Source organism: Nocardioides perillae, from assembly GCF_013409425.1.
GTDB lineage: Bacteria > Actinomycetota > Actinomycetes > Propionibacteriales > Nocardioidaceae > Nocardioides > Nocardioides perillae.
Genome location: NZ_JACCAC010000001.1, coordinates 3,422,048 through 3,441,055 on the forward strand (window position 1 = coordinate 3,422,048; position 19,008 = coordinate 3,441,055).

A 19,008-nucleotide genomic window follows, 5' to 3' on the forward strand; every position below is an offset into this window, starting at 1 on the left:
GAGACGCACCTTACTGAACGGCGTCCAGCAGCGCTATTGACGACTGTTCAACAACCCTCCTACGGTGGTCGCATGACCACCACCACCGCGCCGCTCCCCACCCGGGTCGAGCACCTCGTCGTCGGCGCCGGCTTCGCCGGCCTCGGCACCGCGATCAAGCTCGACGAGGCCGGCCGCCGCGACTTCCTCGTCGTCGACCGCGGCCACGACGTCGGCGGCACCTGGCGCGACAACACCTACCCCGGCGCGGCGTGCGACGTGCCGAGCCAGCTCTACTCCTTCTCCTTCGCGCCCAACCCCGCGTGGTCGCGCAGCTTCTCGCCGCAACCCGAGATCCAGGCCTACCTGCAGCGGGTCGCCGAGCGCAGCGGGGTGCTCGACCGCTTCTCCTTCGCGACCTCGGTCGAGGCCGCCGCCTGGGACGAGGCCGAGCAGGCCTGGCGGGTGACCGTGCACCGCGACGGCGCCGACCACGAGGTGCTCGCCCGCTTCCTCGTCACCGGCTCCGGCGGGCTCTCGGAGCCCAAGATGCCCGACATCGAGGGCATCGACTCCTTCGCGGGCCGCGTCTTCCACTCCGCGCGCTGGGACCACGACGCCGACCTCGCCGGCAAGCGCGTCGCCGTCATCGGCACGGGCGCCTCGGCGATCCAGATCGTGCCGGAGCTGCAGAAGGTCGCGGGCCGCCTCGACGTCTACCAGCGCACCGCCCCCTGGGTGATGCCGCGCCACGACCGGCCCTACCTCGGCGTGGAGAAGCTCGGCTTCCGGCTGGTGCCGGGCCTGCAGAAGCTCTACCGCACCGCCATCTACTGGGGCCGCGAGAGCTACGTGCCCGGCTTCACCCTCGACAAGCGCATCATCGCGCCGGCGCAGAAGCTGGCGCTGAAGAACATCGAGAAGGGCATCACCGACCCCGAGCTCCGCGCGAAGGTCACGCCGACCTTCGACATGGGCTGCAAGCGCATCCTCATCTCCAACACCTACTACCCGGCGCTGGCGGCCGACAACTGCGAGCTGGTCACCGACCGCATCGCGCGCATCACCCCGACCGGCATCGTGACCGAGGACGGCACCGAGCGCGAGGTCGACGTGCTCGTCGTGGCGACCGGCTTCTTCACCACCGACCAGCCGATCGCCCACCACATCACCGGGCGCGAGGGACGCACCCTCGCCGAGGTCTGGGACCAGCGCGGCATGGCGGCCTACAAGGGCACGACGATCCACGGCTTCCCCAACCTCTTCCAGATCGTCGGACCCAACGTGGGTCTCGGGCACTCCTCGATGGTCTTCATGATCGAGTCGCAGATCGCCTACGTGCTCGACGCGCTGCAGACGGTCGACGAGCACGCCTACGGCAGCGTCGAGCCGAAGCAGTCGGCCCAGGACGCCTGGAACGACGACCTCCACCGCCGCATGCGCCGCACCGTGTGGAGCACCGGCGGCTGCGCCAGCTGGTACCTCGACGCCCACGGCCGCAACACCACGCTGTGGCCCCGCACCACCTTCACCTTCCGCCGTCTGCTGTCGCGCTTCGACGTCGAGGCGTACGACGTGACCGCGCGCCGCTCGGCCACCACCGGGCAGACGCTCGGACAGGTGCACACCACCCCCCAGACCCAGGAGGTCTCCGCATGAAGACGCTGGACGACAAGGTCGTCGTGATCACGGGTGCCGGCTCCGGCATCGGCCGGGCCCTGGCGGTCGCCGCCGCCCGGCAGGGGGCGCTGCTCGCGGTCTCCGACGTCGACGAGGCCGGCCTGGCCGAGACCGTCGACCTGGTGAAGGGCGCCGGCGCCCGGGAGGTGCGCAGCGACCGCCTCGACGTGGCCGACCGCGCCGCGGTCGCGGCCTACGCCACCACCGTCGCCGACCACTTCGGCCGGGTCAACGTCGTGGTGAACAACGCCGGCGTCGCGCTGGCCGGCGAGTTCGCCGACCTCGAGTACGACGACATCGACTGGATCATGGCCATCAACCTCGGCGGCGTCCTCAACGGCACCAAGGAGTTCCTGCCCCACCTCATCGCCTCCGGCGACGGCCACGTGGTCAACCTGTCCTCGCTCTTCGGCCTGGTGCCGATGCCCGGGCAGTCGATCTACAACGCCACGAAGTTCGCCGTGCGCGGCATGAGCGAGGCGCTGCGCATCGAGATGCTGCAGGCCGGCCACCGCGTCGGCGTCACCGTCGTGCACCCCGGCGGCATCAAGACCGCGATCGCGCGCAACGCCCGCGTCTCGGCCAAGGAGGACAAGGAGGCGACGGCGAAGCTCTTCGACAAGAAGCTGGCGAAGATGACGCCCGAGAAGGCCGCCGAGGTCATCTGGCGCGCCGTCGAGAAGGACCAGGCCCGGGTGCTCGTCGGCATCGACGCCCACGTCATCCACAACCTCGGCAAGTACACCGGCTCGAAGTTCCAGGACCTCGTCGCGAAGGCCGCCGACCGGGTGCTCCCGGCGAAGACCAAGGTCGTCTGAGCCACCCGCACCACCCGTGCGAGACTCCCCCGCGTGCAGCCGACCGAGCCGGCGCGGGGGAGCCTCGTGCGCATCGAGGCGACCAAGTGGGGCTCGCGGCCCCACTGGGTCTACGAGGGTCGCTGGCTGGGCCGCGACCACCACGGCGACTGGGTCGGCTTCCCCGCCGGCTCCCGCTTCACCCGCCCGGGGCGTGACTACACCGCCCCCTACGACCAGGTCGCCCTGGTGCCGGCCCCGGGCCCCGAGGCCGCCCGCCGCTTCCTCGCCGCCTTCCACGCCCCCGCGGGGCCGGTGGAGGTCTACGTCGACGTCACCACCCCGCCGACCTGGGAGCTCGACGGCGCCGTGCCGGTGGTGCGCGCGGTCGACCTCGACCTCGACGTCGTGCGCGGGTCCACCGGGCGGGTGTGGGTCGACGACGAGGACGAGTTCGCCGAGCACCGGGTGACGCTGGGCTACCCCGACCACCTCGTCGCGGCCGCCCTCGCCTCGTGCGCCCGCGTCGAGGCGGCCGTGCGCGCCGGCGACCCGCCGTACGACGGGTCGCACGGCGCCTGGCTCAGCGTGCTCGCCGCGCTGGGCCCCGTCCCGCCGGCCTGACGGCGCGCGCCCGCAGCGGGCCCACCAGCCGCGGACCCGCCAGGCGCGACTCGAGCCGGCGTGCCTCGCGCTTGAGCGGCTGCGCGACGTACTCCCCCAAGATGACGCCGGAGGCGAGCGCGATCGCGACCGAGGCGGCCGTGATCATCGCCAGCAGGCCGCGCGAGGTGGTGTCGCCGCCCTCGGCGAGCAGCGAGAGGCCGCGGTAGATCGACAGGCCCGGCAGCATCGGCACGATCGCCGGCACCACCAGCACCAGCGGCGGCACCCGCACGCGCCCGGCGACCTGGTAGGCGACCAGGCCGATGAGGAACGCCGCGGTGCCCACCGACCAGGTGCGACCGAGGTCGGTCGCGGCGACCGCCTGGTTGACCAGCATCGCGACACCCGCGACGAGGAAGATCGCGGCCACCGCGCGGCGGGGGGCGTAGGTCGCGAAGGCGAACCCCGAGGCGCACAGGCCGGCGCCCAGCACCAGCGCCGAGACGCCCTCGGGCGTGAGCGAGAAACCCGGTTGGAGCCGGACCAGCTCGACGTCGAGCAGAGGCGCCAGCGCCAGGCCGCCGGACACGCCGGTGATGATGCCGACGGTGGCCAGGAGGGCCTCGATCAGCCGGGCGGCGGAGGTGACGTAGAAGCCGGTGAGCGCGTCCTGCAGCGCCCCCATGAAGCCGATGCCGGACAGCAGCATGATGATGTTGGCGGTCACCATGAGCGACAGGGTGCGCGGCTCGAGCCACGGCAGCGCCGCGAGCGCGACGACCGCGAGCCCGCCCGCGATCAACCCACCCACGACCTGCAGGTAGAAGGCCGGCAGCCGTCGACGGCTCATCAGCAGCTGGGTGCGGTCGATGAGCACGGCGGCGAGGAACGACACCGCGAGCACCGTGCCGGTGCCGCCGAGCATCAGCGCCGTGCCGGAGCTCATCACGCCCCACGACAGCGTGACCGCCCACCGGCGGGTGTGGTGGCCCGAGGAGCGGATGCGCGCGACCGTCGCCCGCGCCTCCGTGAGGCCGATGCGGTCGGAGAGCAGGTCGCGCACCAGGTGGTCGACGCGGGTGAGGTCCTCGTAGTCGATCTCGCGCGACCAGACCTGCCGCATGAGGGCGAGCGGCGGCTCCTCCGGGGAGGGCTGGTAGCTCATCGACAGCGACGTGAAGGTGACGTCGATGTCGGGGTTGCGCAGGCCGAGGTGGCGCGCGATCGACTGCATCGTCGCGGTCACGTCGGCGGCGCCGGCGCCGTTGGCGAGCAGCAGCTCGCCCACGCGCAGGCAGAGGTCGAGGGTCAGGTTCACCTCACGCGTCTCGGCCATGCAGCGGAGGATGCCAGCCGGGCCCTGCCGACCCCAAGCGCGGACGCGCCGCGCCGCCTACGCTGTGGGCATCCGCACACGAGCCCCCCTCCTCACCGCCCTGCTCGGCCTGCTGGTGGCGCTCGTGCCGCTGCTCCCGGGCGGTGCCGCCGCGCCCGCCCGCGAGCCCGACCTGCGCCCGCGACCGGGCGCCGAGACCGCCGGCGACCCGCTCTTCCCGGCGTCGGGCAACGGCGGCTACCACGTGCGCCACCACGACCTGCGGATGCGCTACCACCCCGCCACGCGACGCCTGGTCGCGACCGCCACGCTGCGCGTCCGCACGACCCAGCCGCTCTCGCGGCTCTCGCTCGACCTGCGCGGGCTGCAGGTCACCGGCGTGCGGGTGGCCGGCGAGCCGGCCCGGTGGTCGCGCGCCGGCGCCAAGCTGCGGGTCGTGCCGCCCCGACCGCTGGCCGCGGGCCGCACGGTCGACGTACGGGTGTCCTACCGCGGTCGGCCCGGGCCGGTGACCGCCCCCGACGGCAGCACCGAGGGGTGGATCCCCACCGACGACGGCGCGGTGGCGCTGAACCAGCCGGTCGGCGCCCCCACGTGGCACCCGACCAACGCCACCCCGGCGGACGAGTCGACGTACGACGTGCGGGTCAACGTGCCGCGCACGCTGCAGGCGGTCTCGACCGGGCGCCTGGTCTCGCGGCGCGTCGCCGGTGGCCTCGCGACCTGGCACTGGCGCACCTCGCAGCCGACCCCGGCGGCGCTGTCGATGCTGGCGATCGGCCGCTTCCGCCGCCACGACGCACGGGTGGTGCTGACCTCCGGCACCGTCCCGGCGTGGTCGTTCACCGACGTGACCACCGGCGACGCCGCGGCCGCGCGCGGCCTGCTGCAGCCGGTGCTGCGCTGGCTCGAGGACCTGGCCGGCCCCTACCCCTTCGACGCCGCGGGGCTGGTGGTCGACGTGCACGACGCCGGCTACGCCCTCGAGACGCAGACCCGGCCGGTCTTCCCCGGCCGCGCCGACGAGACCACGCTGGTGCACGAGCTCGCCCACCAGTGGTTCGGCGGCTCGGTGACGCCGCGCCGCTGGTCCGACACCTGGCTCAGCGAGGGGTGGGCGACCTACGCTGAGTGGCTCTGGAACGAGCGACCCGGCGGCGACGGCCCGACGGCGGCGGCGCGGTTCCGCTCGGCCTACACCTCGAGGACGGCGCTGGACCGCTTCTGGGAGGTCCCGCCGGGCGCGCTGCCCTCGGCCGAGCAGCTCTACCACGAGGCGGTCTACCTGCGCGGGGCGATGACGCTGCACGCCCTGCGTGAGCGGGTGGGCGAGGCCGACTTCGCCGCGATCACCCGCACCTGGACCACGCGCCACCGCCACCGCGGGGTCACGACGGCGACCTTCGAGCGGCTCGCGGAGGAGGTGTCGGGCGAGCAGCTCGACACGCTCTTCCAGGACTGGCTGCGCGAGCCGACCCGCCCCGCGGGGTACTGACGGCTCGGGACCCGTCGGCCAGGATGGTCGGGTGCGCATCGACTTCCACGGCTCCCCCCGCCCGACGCTCGGCGTCGAGTGGGAGCTGGCGCTCGTCGACCGCACCAGCCGCGACCTGGTCAACGATGCGGCGGCCGTGGTCGAGCTGGCCCGGCCGCGCCTGCCCGACCCCGAGCGGCTGCACGAGGAGCTGCTGCGCAACACCGTCGAGCTCGTGACCGGCGTGTGCGACACCGTCGGCGAGGCCGTCGCCGACCTGCGCGCGTCGGCCCTCGTCGTCGCGGCCGCCGCCGACGAGGTGGGCGTCGACCTGCTCGGGTCGGGCACCCACCCCTTCGCGTCGTGGTCGACCCAGCAGCTCACCGAGGGCCACCGCTACGCCGAGCTGATCAACCGCACGCAGTGGTGGGGCCGGCAGATGCTGATCTGGGGCGTGCACGTGCACGTCGGGCTGCCCGAGCGCAGCCGGGTCATGGCCGTCATGTCCTCGCTGCTCACCTACTACCCCCACCTGCTGGCCCTGTCGGCGTCGTCACCGCTGTGGGCCGGGCTCGACACCGGCTACGCCTCGACCCGGGCGCTGATGTTCCAGCAGCTGCCGACCGCGGGGCTGCCCTTCCAGTTCTCCCGGTGGGAGGAGTTCGAGGCCTTCGTCGGCGACCAGGTGACGACCGGCGTCGTCGACGAGATCAACGAGATCCGCTGGGACGTGCGGCCCGCACCGCACCTCGGCACGCTCGAGAACAGGGTCTGCGACGGCGTCTCGACGCTGCCCGAGCTCGGGGCCCTCGTCGCGCTCGTGCACTGCCTGGTGGTCGACCTCGACGAGCGGCTGGCCGCCGGCGAGGAGCTGCCGACCATGCCGCCGTGGCACGTGCAGGAGAACAAGTGGCGCGCCGCGCGCTACGGCCTCGACGCCATCGTCATCCTCGACGACCGCTGCCGCGAGCGGCTCGTCACCGACGACCTCCACGACCTGCTGGAGCGACTCGCACCGGTGGCGGCGAGGCTCGGCTGCAGCGACGAGCTGCGCTCCGTCGCCGACGTGGTCTCCTCGGGCGCGTCCTACCAGCGCCAGCGGGCAGTGGCCGAGGAGTCCGGCGGCGACCTGGTCGCGGTCGTCGACGCGGTGGTGCGCGAGCTGCGCGAGTCGCTCGCCGGCGGGGTCTGAGCGAGGTGCCCGAGGGCCACACCGTCCACCGGCTCGCGCGCGACCTCGCCGAGCTGGTCGGTCCGCCGCTGGCGGTGAGCTCGCCCCAGGGGCGCTTCACCGAGGCCGCGGCCGGGCTCGACGGCGCCACCCTCGCCGCCCCCGACGCGTGGGGCAAGCACCTCTTCCTCCCCACCACCACCGGCGACGCCGTGCACGTGCACCTCGGCATGCGCGGGCTGTGGCTGCGCCACCCCGACCCCGCCACGCCACCCCGCCCGCAGGTGCGGCTGCGGCTCGCGGCGCCCACCGTCGCCTGGGACCTGATCGCCCCGACGGTCTGCGAGCTGCTGGACGACGACGGGGTCCGCCGGGTGCAGGCCCGCCTCGGGCCCGACCCGCTGCGCCCCGACGCCGACGTCGGCGCCGCGGTGGCCGCGATCGCCGCCGACCGCCGCGCCGTCGGCGCGGTCCTGCTCGACCAGGGGGTGCTGGCCGGCGTCGGCAACGTCTTCCGCGCCGAGGCGCTGCACGCGGTCGGCGTCGACCCCGGCCGACCGGCGCGCTCGCTGGACCCGGACCTGGTCGCCGCCCTGTGGCGGGTGCTGCAGCGGATGATGGCGCGCGCCGTCGACGACGGGCGCATCGTGACCGTCGACGTCGACGACCGCGAGGCGCGCCTCGCGCTGCCGGAGGAGGAGGCGCGGGTGGTGTACAAGCAGGCGCAGTGCCGCAGCTGCGGCGCACCGGTGACGGTCCGCGCGGTGGGTGGGCGCACCGCGTACTCCTGCCCGGTGGAGCAGCCGGCCTGACCGACGGGCCGACCACCCACGGGGGCGGTCCTGCCCCACGGGGGCGCCCGGCAGGCTCGAGGGGTGCAGACCTTCCTGCCCTACCCCGACTTCGAGCGCTCGGCGCGCGCACTGGACGCCAAGCGCCTGGGCAAGCAGCGCGTGGAGACGATCCAGGTCGTGCGCGCGCTCACGGTGCCGGGCTACGGCTGGGCCAACCACCCGGCGGTGCTGATGTGGAAGGGCCACGAGGAGGCGCTCGGCCGCTACGGCTTCGTGTGCTGCGAGGTGTGGACCGAGCTCGGCTTCGGCGACACCTGCGCGGCCACGATCGGCGCGGACCTCGCCCGCGTCGGCATCGAGCAGGTGCGCACCGAGGCCGAGCTCGCGGCCGCCGGCGCGCTGCCCTCCTGGCTCGGCGACGAGGCCCTGCACCTGAGCCACCGCTCGGCCCTGGTGCGCAAGGACCCCGACCACTACCGCCCACTCTTCCCCGACGCCCCCGACGACCTGCCCTACCGGTGGCCGGTGCGCTCCGAGGCGGCCGTCGAGGCGGAGGCCCGCAAGGCCGAGGCGGCGGTGCGGCGCAAGCAGCGAGCCCTGGAGCGGCGCCTCGAGGAGGCCGAGAAGGCCCACCGCAAGCGCAGCCGCGCCGCCAAGAAGGCGTGGCGCACGCGGCGGGAGAACGAGCGGCGCGCGGCCCGCGAGGGCGTCAGCCCACGGTGACGTCGAGACGACCGCCCGGGGCCGGCCCGCCTGCGCACTTGTGGGCCGACTCCTGCACTTGTGCCCCGAGTTCTCGGGCCACAAGTGCAGGAGTCACCGGCTGACCGGGGACTCCGACAGCCCGGCAGGCGGGGTCGGGTCCGCCATCTCGAGCCGCACCCCGAGCAGGCGCACGGCGCGCGACCGGTCGGTGCGCTCCAGCAGCCCGACGGCGGCCGCGAGCACCGCGGCCGGGTCGGTCGTGGGCGCCGGCAGCGAGCGCGAGCGGGTGACGGTCTCGAACGGGCGGTAGCGCACCTTGAGCCCGACCCGCACGACCGGCCGGCCCTCCGCCACCACGTCGTCGAGGGCCTGCGCCGTCAGCCGTCGCACGGCCGCCTCGACCTCCTCCGGCGTCTCGAGGTCGACCTGGAAGGTCTCCTCGCGCCCGTGGCCTCGGGCGACGTGCGGCGCGGGGTCGACCGGCCCGGTGTCGCCGCCGTGGGCGAGCAGCCGCTGCCACGGCCCGGTGGTCGGCCCGAGCTCGGCCGCCAGGACGTCGCGGTCGGCGTCCATCAGGTCGGCGACGGTGTGCAGGCCGAGGTCGGCGAGCCGAGCCGCCGTCCTGCGCCCCACGCCCCAGAGCTCGACGGTCGGCCGCGGCCCCATCACCTCGCGCCAGGTGGCCGCGGTCAGCCGGTGCACCCCGCGCGGCTTGGCGAACCCCGTCGCCGTCTTCGCCCGCACCTTGGTGTCGCCGATGCCCACCGAGCAGTGCAGACGCGTGCGCTCGAGCAGACGGCGCTGCACCTCGGCAGCGAGCTCCTCGGGCTCGCCGAGCGCTCCGTGGTCCGGGCCGGCCGCCAGGAACGCCTCGTCCCAGCCGAGCACCTCGACCAGCACGGGCACCCCGCCCCAGCGCAGGCCGCGCAGCACCGCGACGACCTCGGCGGAGGCCGCCTCGTGCACCGGCTTGTCCAGCGCGAGGAAGACCGCGTCGGGGACGTCGCGCAGCTTGCGCGCCGCCACCCGCAGCGGCATGCCCGACCCGACCCCGTGGGCCCGCGCCTCGTAGGAGGCGGTGGCCACCACCCCGCGCTCCGTCGGGTCGCCACGTCCGCCGACGACGACGGGCCGGCCCGCCAGCTCGGGGCGACGCAGGACCTCCACCGCGGCGACGAACTGGTCGAGGTCGACGTGGAGCACCCACTCTCCGCGCCCCGGCGCCGCGTCGACCACGCCACGCCTCCTCAGGCCCGGGCCGGCGGCAACGCGTCCGTAGCCTCGAGCGTGCCCATGCCGGTGACCTGCAGCAGGTCGACGACGACGGAGCGCACCTGCGCGAGGACGACCTCGACGGACAGGTCGGAGGTGCGCTCGACCTCGGCGCTGGCCCGTCCCACGGCCAGCAGCGCCCCTCGGGCGGCCACGGCCATCCGGTCCGCGCGCAGCTCCTCCCCGACGAGCTCGGCGGCGTCGGCCAGGTCGTGCAGCAGTGCGGCGTAGGACGGCGGCACCCGCTGGTGGCGGTACGCCGTGACCGCCGCCTGGCGCGTGAGCACCCGCGTGCTGCGCAGCGCCCGGTCGAGCGGGGTGACCAGGTCGGCGACCCGCCGCACGGTCGGCCCGTGCCGGACCCGGAACGGCGACGAGGCCACCACGGCCAGGCCCTCGTCGGCCGCGGCCTGCAGCTCGCGGACCAGGTGGTCGGTGGACCGCGCGTCGGCGAGCAGGTCCAGGGCCGGCTCGACCTCCCCGGCCACGACCACGTCGGCGGCCGCGCGCAGCAGCCCCGCCACCTTGCCCACGACGGCGGCCGCCTGCTCGCGCGGGCGTCGCAGCGGCGCGGCAGGCACGACCGTGGCCGCCACGAGCGCCACCCCGCCGCCGACCAGGGCGTCGGTCCACCGCACGAGCGCCTCGCCGGGGTCGGCCACGATCGTGGCGACGATGATCCCCTGCACCGCCGCCTGATTGACCAGCAGCTGGCCGGCGTCGAGCAGGAAGCCGACCGAGAGCGCGAGCGCGACGACCAGCCCGATCTGCCACGCGCCCGACCCGAGCCACAGCACGAAGAGGTCGCCCACCAGCACCCCGACCGCCACGCCGACGGTGACCTCCGCGACCCGCCGCAGCCGCTGGCCGTAGGAGGTGCCGAGCCCGAGGAAGGCCGCGACGGGCGCGAAGAACGGGTCGGGGTGACCGAGCAGGTCGCGGGCGACGAACCAGGCCACCGCCGCGGCGACCGAGCACTGCAGGATCTGCCACGCCTTGGAGCGCAGCCGCGCCCGACGGGCACGCAGCGACAACCTCCCGCGGGCCAGCGCGGCGTCGAGCCGGTGCGCACCCGCGCGGGCACCGGGCCGCCCACCCGGCCCCGCCCACCCGGGTCCCGCGGGTCCCCCCGACGCCGCCACGACCGCGATCCCGCCCGTCTCAGCCCAGCCGCGCCAGCGCCGCGGCGGCCTCGCCGCGCCACCGCGGGCCGAGGCCTGCGAGGCGCACGCGCCGCAGCTCGGCACCGTCGCCGTGGCCGTCGCCGTCGCCGTCGCCGTCGCCGTCGCCGTCGCCGTCGCCCTCGGACCGCTCGATGCGCACCTCGAGCCGGGAGTCGGCCAGTCCCTCCGCGACCCCGGCGCCCCACTCGACCACGGTCACGGCGTGGTCGAGGTCGGTGTCGAGGTCGAGGTCGTCGAGCTCCGCGACGCCGCCGAGGCGGTAGGCGTCGACGTGCACCAGGTCGGGCCCGCCCACCTCGCTCGGGTGCACGCGGGCGATGACGAAGGTGGGCGAGGTGACGCCGCCGCGCACCCCGAGGCCGCGACCGATGCCCTGCGTCAGCGTCGTCTTGCCGGCCCCGAGCCCCCCGGTCAGCACGACCAGGTCGCCCGCGCGCAGGACCGCCCCCAGCGCCTCGCCGAGCGCCTGCATGGCCGCGCCGTCGGGCACCGCCACGGTGCGGGGCACGGCCCGCTCGAGCACGACGTACGGCGCCTCCCGCCCCACCGCTGCGAAGCCGTGGGACGTCCAGAACCCGACGCTGGCCGGCAGCTCGAGGCGCGCCAGGGCGGCGACGACCGCACAGCCCGGGAGCGCGGCGGCGTGGTCGAGGGCGGCCTCGACCAGCGCCGTGGCCACGCCGTGGTCCTGCGCCGTCGGCACCACGCCCACCCGGCGCAGCCACAGCCGCTCGTCGACGGGGTCCAGGACGAGCGCGCCGACCACCTCACCGTCGAGCTCCGCGACGAGCCCGCCGTGGGAACCCAGCACAGCCGCCAGGCTCTCCTCGGTCTCGGCCAACGCGTCGGCTGGCGGGTCGAGGGGCGGTCGGGGGCCGAAGGCCGCACGCACGACCGCGAGCACGTCGGCGGCCGCCTCGGGCCCGACCCGGCGCACGCGCACCGCACCGCCTCCCGGGCCGGTCACCGGCGCGCCCGCTCGGTCGCGGCGGCCAGCAGCTGGTCGAGCGCCGCGTCGACCTGCTCGTGCCGCTCGAGCACCACCATGTGGCCGGCGCCCTCGCACTCGACCAGCGTCGAGCCCGGGATGCGCCGGTGCAGCTCGCGGCTGTGCCCGATCGAGGTCATCTTGTCCTCGGTGCCGCACACGACGGTGACCGGCACCCGCCCGAGCGCCCCGAGCGCGTCGAACTTGTCGAGCGTCGTGAAGCTCGGGAAGAACTCCGCGAGCACCTCGAAGGGCGTGCTCGCCAGCATCTCGTCGACGAACGACACGTAGGACTGCGGCACGTCGTCGCCGAAGGCGAAGACGTCGGTGACCACCAGCGCGACGTCGCGCCCGAGGCGGCGCACCCCGTCGACCGCGCGGTGACCGCGGGCCAGCACCGCGACGAAGCGGCGGGCCAGGTCGCCTCCGAGCGCCGAGGGCAGGAAGGGCAGCAGCATCCGGTGCGGGTCGAGGCCGCCGGCCGTCGTCGAGACCAGGCCGGCGCCGACCACGGTGGTGCCGAAGAGCTCGGGGTGCTGCTCGGCGAGCGCGACCACGGTCATGCCCCCCATCGAGTGGCCCACCACGACGACCGGCCCGTCGGGCGCGACGGCCTCGACGACCCGGCGCAGGTCGCGTCCGAGCTGCTCGATGGTGGTGCCGCCCTCCGGCGAGCGCCCCGAGCGCCCGTGCGAGCGCTGGTCGTAGAAGACGGTGCGCACCAGCCCGCGGTAGGCCGCGCGCTGGAAGTGCCAGCAGTCCAGGGTGAGCGCGAAGCCGTGCACGAAGACCACGGTCAGCGGGTTGCGGGTCCCGGGGTCGGCCTCGTCGACCTCGACGTGCAGCGGTGTGCCGTCGTCGGCCACCACCGTGCGCGGCTCGGAGCGCAGGCTGCCGAGCGGCACCGCGTCGCCGGCGCCGCGGCGCCCGATCACGACCCGCCGGCGCGCGACCCCCGCCGCCGCACCGGCGACCAGCACGCCGGCCGCACCCGCGGCGAGCCCCTTCCAGTGCCCCGCGGCCCACCGCTCGCTCACGCGTCGTCCTCCCTGCTCGTGCGGTCCCACCCGGTGTCGACCCAGCGCCGTGCGAGCCGACCGTCCGCTCCGGCCGCGCCGCCGACGCGGGTCAGCACCTCGTAGTCGATCGTGCCCGCCGCGCGCGCCCAGTCCAGGGCGGTGGGCGCGCCGTCGTGCCCGGTGCCGAAGAGCTCGTACGGCGTGCCCGCCGGCAGCTCCTCGCCGCCGAGGTCGACGACGAGCTGGTCCATGCACACGCGGCCGACGACCGGGCGCCGGCGTCCCGCGACCCAGACCTCGGCCGGGTGGCCGCCGGCGCCGGGGCTGCTGGCGTGGCGCGGCACGCCGTCGGCGTAGCCCAGCGGCACCAGGCCGACGGTGGTGTCGCGCTCGGCGGTCCAGGTGTGGCCGTAGCTCACCGACGCCCCCGCGCGGATCCGCTTGGTCAGCGCGAGGCGGCCCTGCACGGTCATCACCGGCACCAGGCCGGCACCGGGCCCGGTGTCGGGCCCGGTGTCGGGCCCCGCCACCTCCGGCGCCGGGTGGCGGCCGTAGGTCGCGACGCCGCAGCGCACCAGGTCGAGGCGGGTGTCGGGGTGCAGCAGGGTGCCGGCGGAGTTCGCGAGGTGGCGCAGGCCGGGCGCGAGCCCGAGCACGCGTGCGCGTGACAGCGCCGCGGCGAAGACGCCCTGCTGCGACCCGGTGGCCGGGTGGTCCGGCTCGTCGGCGGCTGCCAGGTGCGACCACGTGCCGGTCACGACGACCTCGCCGGCGCCGCGCGCCTCCCGCGCCGCGGCGACGAGCGCGTCCCACTCGGGCAGGGTCGCCCCGCCGCGGGACAGCCCGGTGTCGACCTTGAGCTGCAGCCGGGCCGGCACCCCGGTGCGCCGGGCCGCGGCCGCGACCTCCCGCACCTCCGCAGGCGTGTACGCCGTGACGTCGACGCCGGCGGCGACGGCGCCGTCGTAGTCCTGGCCGGGGGCGGCGAGCCAGCACAGCAGCGGGCCGTCGTCGCCGGCGGCCCGCAGGGCGAGCGCCTCCTCCACGGTCGCGACGCCGAGCCAGGCCGCGCCCGCCTCGCGCGCGGCGGCGGCGACGGCGAGCAGCCCGTGGCCGTAGGCGTCGGCCTTCACGACCGTCATCAGCGCGGCGCTGCCGGCCGCGGCGCGCAGGAGGCGCACGTTGTGCCGCACGGCGGCCAGGTCGACCACCACCTCCGCGCGCACGCCGGGGGCGGCGGGCGGGTGCGGGGGCGGGAGGGCCGGGCTCACGGCTCGATCATCCCAGGGCTCACCTGTGGAGGACCGCCCGGACCGCCGCCGGGAGGGCCGCGGCGACGTCGCTGGCCACCAGCGGACCGCCGCCCGAGGCGAGGGTGGCCGCGGCACCGTGCAGCCACGACCCGACGGAGGCGGCCTCGAGGGGGTCGAGCCCGGCCGCGAGCAGCGCCCCCACGAGGCCGGCGAGCACGTCGCCGGCGCCCGCGGTGGCGAGCCACGGCGGGCCCGTCGTCGTGACCCGCACGTGGCCGTCGGGGCGCGCGGCGAGGCTGTGCCGGCCCTTCAGGAGCACGGTGCAGCCCCACCGCTCGGCGGCGGCGCGGGCGTGCGCGAGCTGCGCGGCCTCGACCTCCTCGCGCGCCACCCCGAGCAGGCGCGCCAGCTCGCCGGCGTGCGGGGTGAGCACGGCCGGCACGGGCAGCGGGGACCCGCCGAGCACGTCGTCGAGCACGCCGAGCGCGTCGGCGTCGAGGCAGAGCGGCACCCCGTCGGCGAGCGCCGACTCCAGCGTGGCCCGTGCACCCTCGTCGGTGCCGGAGCCGACCGTCCACGCCTGCACCCGGCCGGCGCCGACCACCTCGGGGTGCGCCTCGCGCACGCGGGCGCCCACCGCGTCGTCGCCGACGTAGCGCACCATCCCGACCAGGCCCGACGCGGCGCCGGCGACGCAGAGCAGGCCCGCGCCGGGGTAGCGCGCGGAGCCGGCCCGCACCCCGACGACGCCGCGGGTGTACTTGTGGTCGTCGGCGCCCGGTCGCGGCAGCAGCGCGGCGACGTCGTCGGGGCGCAGCGCCGTGACCGCGGCGGGCGGCAGGTCGAGCCCGAGGTCGACGAGGTGCACCGCCCCGGCCGCCTGCGCGGCCGGGTCGACCAGGTGCGCGACCTTCGCCGTGCCGAAGGTGACCGTGAGGGCGGCGCGCACGTGGGGGCCGTCCACCGCGCCGGTGTCGACCGCCACGCCCGACGGCACGTCGACCGCGACCACCGGCACCCCGGCGACCGCGTCGAGCGCCGCGACGGCGTCGGCCCGCAGCCCCGGCCGCCCGCCGATGCCGACGATGCCGTCGACGACGAGGTCGGGACGCGGGTCGGGGTCGGTGGCCGGGACCACCCGGCCACCGGCGGCGCGGAGGGCGGCGAGCCCCGCCGCGTGCACCTGGTCGGAGAGGAGCACGGCGTCGACCGCGACCCCGCGGCGACGCAGCGCCGCGCCGGCCCACAGCGCGTCGCCGCCGTTGTCGCCGGAGCCGACGAGCAGCCGCACGCGCGCGCCGTACGCCGTGCCGAGCAGGTCGAGGACCGCCGCGGCGAGCCCGTGGGCCGCCCTCTGCATGAGCGCGCCCTCCGGCAGGGTCGCCACCGCGGCCGCCTCGGCGGCGCGGACCTGCGCGGCGGTGTGGGCGCTCCTCATGCCGCCCGACCGTAGCCGCCGGTCAGGACTCGAGCACCACCACCGCGCTGGCGATGCCGGCGTCGTGGGACAACGAGACGTGCACGTGCGCGACGCCGAGCGCGTCGGCCGCCGCGCGCACCGTCCCGCGCAGCTCCAGGCGCGGGCGGCCGGACTCCTCCGAGACCACCTCGGCGTCGTGCCAGCCCAGGCCGGCGGGGCCGCCCAGCGCCTTGGCGACCGCCTCCTTGGCCGCGAAGCGCGCCGCGAGCGAGGCCGGCCCGCGGGTCGCCTCGGCCGGGGTGAAGAGCCGCTCGCGCAGCCCGGGCGTGCGGGCCAGCGACGCCACGAAGCGCTCGACGTCGACGACGTCGGTGCCGACCCCCACGACGGGCACGACGGTCCCCCGGTCCTACTCGACCGTGACGGACTTGGCGAGGTTGCGCGGCTGGTCGACGTCGTGCTCGAGCGCCGTGGCCAGCTCGCAGGCGAAGAGCTGCAGCGGCACGACAGCCAGCAGCGGCTGCAGCAGCACCGGCACCTTCGGCAGCCACACGAGGTCGTCGGCGTAGGGCTCGATGGTGGTGTCGCCCTCCTCGGCCAGGCAGATGGTGCGCGCCCCGCGGGCCCGCACCTCCTGGATGCCGCTCACCATCTTCTCGTGCAGCTGGTCGCGCCCGCGGGGCGGCACGACGCAGAGCACCGGCAGGCCCTCCTCCACCAGCGCGATGGGGCCGTGCTTGAGCTCGCCGGCCGCGAACCCCTCGGCGTGGAGGTAGGCGAGCTCCTTGAGCTTGAGCGCGCCCTCGAGCGCGACGGGGTAGCCCGCGTGGCGGCCCAGGAACAGCACCGAGCGGGTGGCGACGTGGCGGTGGGCCAGGGCGTAGACCTCGTCGGCGCGGCTCAGCACGGTCTCGAGGTGCGCGGGGATCGCCTCGAGCTGGTCCATCACCTCGGCGACCTCGTCGCCGTAGCGGGTGCCCTTGACCTGGGCGAGGTAGAGGCCGAGGAGGTAGCAGGCGACGAGCTGGGTGAGGAACCCCTTGGTCGAGGCGACCCCGATCTCGGGCCCGGCGTGGGTGTAGATCACCGCGTCGGACTCGCGCGGGATGGTCGAGCCGTTGGTGTTGCAGATCGCGAGCACCTTGCTGCCCTGCACCCGCGCGTGCCGGATCGCCTGCAGGGTGTCGGCGGTCTCGCCCGACTGGCTGATCGCGACGACGAGGGTGCCGCGGTCGAGGATCGGGTCGCGGTAGCGGAACTCGGAGGCGAGCTCGACCTCGACCGGCGTGCGCGTCCAGTGCTCGATGGCGTACTTCGCGACCATGCCGGCGTAGAAGGAGGTGCCGCAGGCGATGACGATCACCTTGTCGACCTCGCGCAGCTCGGCGTCGTCGAGGCGCATCTCGTCGAGCTGCAGGCGGCCCGCGGCGTCGCGGCGCCCGAGGAGGGAGTCGGCGACCGCGCGCGGCTGCTCGAAGATCTCCTTGCGCATGAACCAGTCGTGGCCGTCCTTCTCGGCGGCCGAGAGGTCCCAGTCGACGTGGTAACGCTTGCCCTCGCTCGGGGTGCCGTCGAAACCGGTCACCTCGACGCCGTCGCGTCGCAGCGTGACCACCTGGTCCTGCTCGAGCTCGAGCGCCTCGCGGGTGTGGCCGATGAAGGCGGCCACGTCGGAGCCGAGGAAGTTCTCCCCCTCACCGAGGCCCACCACGAGCGGCGAGTTGCGCCGGGCGGCGACGACGACCTCGGGGTCGTGGGCGTCGACGGCGACGAGGGTGAAGGCGCCGTGCAGGCGGCGGCAGACGGCCTGCATCGCCGCGGTGAGGTCGAGGCCGTCGTCGAGCGCGCGCTCCAGCAGGTGCGCGGCGACCTCGGTGTCGGTGTCGGAGACCATCTCGTGGCCCTGCTCCTCGAGCTCGCCGCGCAGCTCGGCGAAGTTCTCGAGGATGCCGTTGTGCACGAGCGCCAGGCGGCCCGCACGCCCGGGGTGCGGGTGGGCGTTGCGGTCGGTCGGCGCGCCGTGGGTGGCCCAGCGGGTGTGGCCGATGCCCAGCGTCGACGGCGGCAGCGGCGACTCCTCGAGGGCCTTCTCGAGGTTCGCGAGCTTGCCGGCGCGCTTGTCGGAGGCGACCGCGCCGTCCGCGACCACGGCGATGCCGGCGGAGTCGTAGCCGCGGTACTCGAGCCGGCGCAACCCCTCGACGACCACGTCGCGCGCTTGCTGGTGGCCCACGTAGCCGACGATTCCGCACATGGGCGGGGAGTCTAACGAGCGCGGGGCACCGCCCGACGCGGTGCGCCCGACTGGTTGAATGCCGCGCATGGCTCCCCCCGGCGCTGCGGTGCCCGACGAGAGCGGCCGTGAGCCCTCGCCGTACGTCGAGCTCGACCGCACCTCGTGGGCCGCCCTCGCCCGCACCACCGAGGCGCCGCTGACGCCCGCGGAGATCGCCCGCGTGCGCGGCCTCGGCGACGCGCTCGACCTCGACGAGGTGCAGCAGGTCTACCTGCCGCTGTCGCGGATGCTGAGCATGTACGTCGGGTCCGCCCGGCGGCTGCACCACGAGCAGGAGGAGTTCCTCGGCAAGCCCCAGCCGCCGCGCACGCCCTTCGTCATCGGCCTCGCGGGCTCGGTGGCCGCGGGCAAGTCCACGACCGCCCGCGTGCTGCAGCAGATGCTGGCGCACTGGCCCGAGCACCCCCACGTCGCGCTGGTGACCACCGACGGCTTCCTGCTGCCCAACACCGAGCTCGAGCGCCGCGGCCTGCTGCAGCGCAAGGGCTTCCCCGAGTCCTACGACCGCAAGGCGCTGCTGCGCTTCGTCGTCGACATCAAGTCGGGCAAGGAGGAGGTCGAGGCGCCGGTCTACTCCCACCGCGACTACGACGTGCTGCGCGGCGAGAAGGTCGTCGTGCGCCGCCCCGACATCGTCATCGTCGAGGGCCTCAACGTCCTGCAGCCGGCCCGCGTGCGCGAGGACGGCCGCACCGGCCTGGCGGTCAGCGACTTCTTCGACTTCTCCGTCTACGTCGACGCTGCGACCTCCGACATCCGCCGGTGGTACGTCGAGCGCTTCCTGCGGCTGCGCGAGACCGCCTTCCGCGACCCGCAGTCCTACTTCAGCAAGTACGCCGACCTCTCCCCCGACGAGGCCGCCGCGGAGGCCGAGCGCATCTGGGACGCCATCAACGGCCCGAACCTCACCCAGAACGTGCTCCCCACCCGCTCGCGCGCCACCCTCGTGCTGCGCAAGGACGCCGACCACTCCGTGCGCTACGTGCGGCTGCGCAAGCTCTGAGCGGGTACCGGCTAGGTCCGACCCCGACGCG

At 75.7% G+C, this 19,008-nt stretch carries 17 protein-coding genes; 8 read left to right on the forward strand and 9 right to left on the reverse strand.

Annotation, left to right across the window (positions count from 1 at the left end; all coding sequences use genetic code 11):
• Window positions 1–72: 72 nt before the first annotated feature.
• Genes BJ989_RS16115 through BJ989_RS16125 form a run of 3 tightly spaced genes read left to right on the forward strand, consistent with a single transcriptional unit; the run spans window position 73 to window position 3,080 of the window.
• Window positions 73–1,638: a flavin-containing monooxygenase gene (locus BJ989_RS16115; RefSeq protein ID WP_179519078.1), complete on the forward strand. Its 1,566-nt coding sequence runs from the start codon at window positions 73–75 to the stop codon at window positions 1,636–1,638.
• Window positions 1,635–2,477 (forward strand): SDR family NAD(P)-dependent oxidoreductase, encoded by an 843-nt coding sequence (locus BJ989_RS16120; protein WP_179519079.1) that lies wholly within the window; start codon window positions 1,635–1,637, stop codon window positions 2,475–2,477. Before BJ989_RS16115 ends, BJ989_RS16120 begins: the two co-directional genes overlap by 4 nt.
• A 33-nt stretch (window positions 2,478–2,510) precedes the next feature.
• Complete coding sequence (locus BJ989_RS16125) at window positions 2,511–3,080, forward strand: DUF402 domain-containing protein (protein WP_179519080.1); 570 nt, start codon at window positions 2,511–2,513, stop codon at window positions 3,078–3,080.
• Here BJ989_RS16125 and BJ989_RS16130 read toward each other — a convergent pair.
• Window positions 3,040–4,398: a threonine/serine exporter family protein gene (locus tag BJ989_RS16130; RefSeq protein WP_179519081.1), complete on the reverse strand. Its 1,359-nt coding sequence runs from the start codon at window positions 4,396–4,398 to the stop codon at window positions 3,040–3,042. The two genes, BJ989_RS16125 and BJ989_RS16130, sit on opposite strands and share 41 nt — an antisense overlap.
• A gap of 64 nt (window positions 4,399–4,462) precedes the next feature.
• Here BJ989_RS16130 and BJ989_RS18930 point away from each other — a divergent pair, with 64 nt between their 5' ends.
• The 4 genes from BJ989_RS18930 (at window position 4,463) to BJ989_RS16150 (ending at window position 8,560) form a co-directional block, all read left to right on the forward strand.
• The gene (locus tag BJ989_RS18930) at window positions 4,463–5,893 is read left to right on the forward strand and encodes a M1 family aminopeptidase (RefSeq protein WP_179519082.1); all 1,431 of its coding nucleotides are present in this window, start codon (window positions 4,463–4,465) and stop codon (window positions 5,891–5,893) included.
• 31 nt (window positions 5,894–5,924) lie between these two features.
• On the forward strand, window positions 5,925–7,064 hold the full coding sequence (locus BJ989_RS16140) for a glutamate--cysteine ligase (RefSeq protein ID WP_179519083.1): 1,140 nt from the start codon (window positions 5,925–5,927) through the stop codon (window positions 7,062–7,064).
• Window positions 7,065–7,069: 5 nt separating this feature from the next.
• Window positions 7,070–7,855, forward strand: a complete 786-nt coding sequence (locus BJ989_RS16145; protein WP_179519084.1) for a DNA-formamidopyrimidine glycosylase family protein — start codon at window positions 7,070–7,072, stop codon at window positions 7,853–7,855.
• A gap of 63 nt (window positions 7,856–7,918) precedes the next feature.
• Window positions 7,919–8,560 (forward strand): MSMEG_6728 family protein, encoded by a 642-nt coding sequence (locus BJ989_RS16150; RefSeq protein ID WP_179519085.1) that lies wholly within the window; start codon window positions 7,919–7,921, stop codon window positions 8,558–8,560.
• 93 nt (window positions 8,561–8,653) lie between these two features.
• Here the strand turns inward: BJ989_RS16150 and BJ989_RS16155 are convergent, their stop codons facing one another.
• The 8 genes from BJ989_RS16155 to glmS are packed head-to-tail and all read right to left on the reverse strand — an operon-like array spanning window position 8,654 to window position 17,932.
• Entirely contained in the window at window positions 8,654–9,778 is a 1,125-nt protein-coding gene (locus tag BJ989_RS16155) for a DNA polymerase IV (RefSeq protein WP_179519086.1), read from the reverse strand.
• 11 nt (window positions 9,779–9,789) lie between these two features.
• A complete protein-coding gene (locus tag BJ989_RS16160) occupies window positions 9,790–10,956 on the reverse strand; it encodes an FUSC family protein (protein ID WP_343049442.1) in 1,167 nt (388 codons plus the stop codon).
• A 19-nt stretch (window positions 10,957–10,975) separates the two neighbouring features.
• A complete protein-coding gene (tsaE, locus tag BJ989_RS18935) occupies window positions 10,976–11,965 on the reverse strand; it encodes a tRNA (adenosine(37)-N6)-threonylcarbamoyltransferase complex ATPase subunit type 1 TsaE (RefSeq protein WP_343049443.1) in 990 nt (329 codons plus the stop codon).
• Complete coding sequence (locus BJ989_RS16170; RefSeq protein ID WP_179519087.1) at window positions 11,962–13,023, reverse strand: alpha/beta fold hydrolase; 1,062 nt, start codon at window positions 13,021–13,023, stop codon at window positions 11,962–11,964. The genes tsaE and BJ989_RS16170 overlap by 4 nt, the downstream gene beginning before the upstream one ends.
• On the reverse strand, window positions 13,020–14,276 hold the full coding sequence (gene alr / locus BJ989_RS16175; protein ID WP_343049445.1) for an alanine racemase: 1,257 nt from the start codon (window positions 14,274–14,276) through the stop codon (window positions 13,020–13,022). Before alr ends, BJ989_RS16170 begins: the two co-directional genes overlap by 4 nt.
• A gap of 19 nt (window positions 14,277–14,295) precedes the next feature.
• Window positions 14,296–15,696 carry a bifunctional ADP-dependent NAD(P)H-hydrate dehydratase/NAD(P)H-hydrate epimerase gene (locus BJ989_RS16180; protein WP_179519088.1) on the reverse strand — a complete coding sequence of 467 codons (1,401 nt, stop codon included), beginning with the start codon at window positions 15,694–15,696 and terminating at the stop codon, window positions 14,296–14,298.
• 22 nt (window positions 15,697–15,718) lie between these two features.
• The gene (locus BJ989_RS16185) at window positions 15,719–16,072 is read right to left on the reverse strand and encodes a holo-ACP synthase (RefSeq protein WP_179519089.1); all 354 of its coding nucleotides are present in this window, start codon (window positions 16,070–16,072) and stop codon (window positions 15,719–15,721) included.
• A gap of 15 nt (window positions 16,073–16,087) precedes the next feature.
• Window positions 16,088–17,932, reverse strand: coding sequence for a glutamine--fructose-6-phosphate transaminase (isomerizing) (gene glmS, locus BJ989_RS16190; protein ID WP_179519090.1), 1,845 nt, complete (start codon window positions 17,930–17,932; stop codon window positions 16,088–16,090).
• A 67-nt stretch (window positions 17,933–17,999) separates the two neighbouring features.
• Here glmS and coaA point away from each other — a divergent pair, with 67 nt between their 5' ends.
• Window positions 18,000–18,977, forward strand: coding sequence for a type I pantothenate kinase (gene coaA / locus BJ989_RS16195; RefSeq protein ID WP_218848851.1), 978 nt, complete (start codon window positions 18,000–18,002; stop codon window positions 18,975–18,977).
• The last annotated feature ends 31 nt before the right edge of the window (window positions 18,978–19,008 follow it).

Excerpts from the sequence above, each read along its gene's own strand:
- BJ989_RS16115 (WP_179519078.1), top strand. The coding sequence starts at position 73 with ATGACCACCACCACCGCGCCGCTCCCCACCCGGGTCGAGCACCTCGTC.
- BJ989_RS16120 (WP_179519079.1), top strand. The coding sequence starts at position 1,635 with ATGAAGACGCTGGACGACAAGGTCGTCGTGATCACGGGTGCCGGCTCC.
- BJ989_RS16130 (WP_179519081.1), bottom strand. The coding sequence starts at position 4,398 with ATGGCCGAGACGCGTGAGGTGAACCTGACCCTCGACCTCTGCCTGCGC.
- BJ989_RS16180 (WP_179519088.1), bottom strand. The coding sequence starts at position 15,696 with ATGAGGAGCGCCCACACCGCCGCGCAGGTCCGCGCCGCCGAGGCGGCC.
- glmS (WP_179519090.1), bottom strand. The coding sequence starts at position 17,932 with ATGTGCGGAATCGTCGGCTACGTGGGCCACCAGCAAGCGCGCGACGTG.
- coaA (WP_218848851.1), top strand. The coding sequence starts at position 18,000 with ATGGCTCCCCCCGGCGCTGCGGTGCCCGACGAGAGCGGCCGTGAGCCC.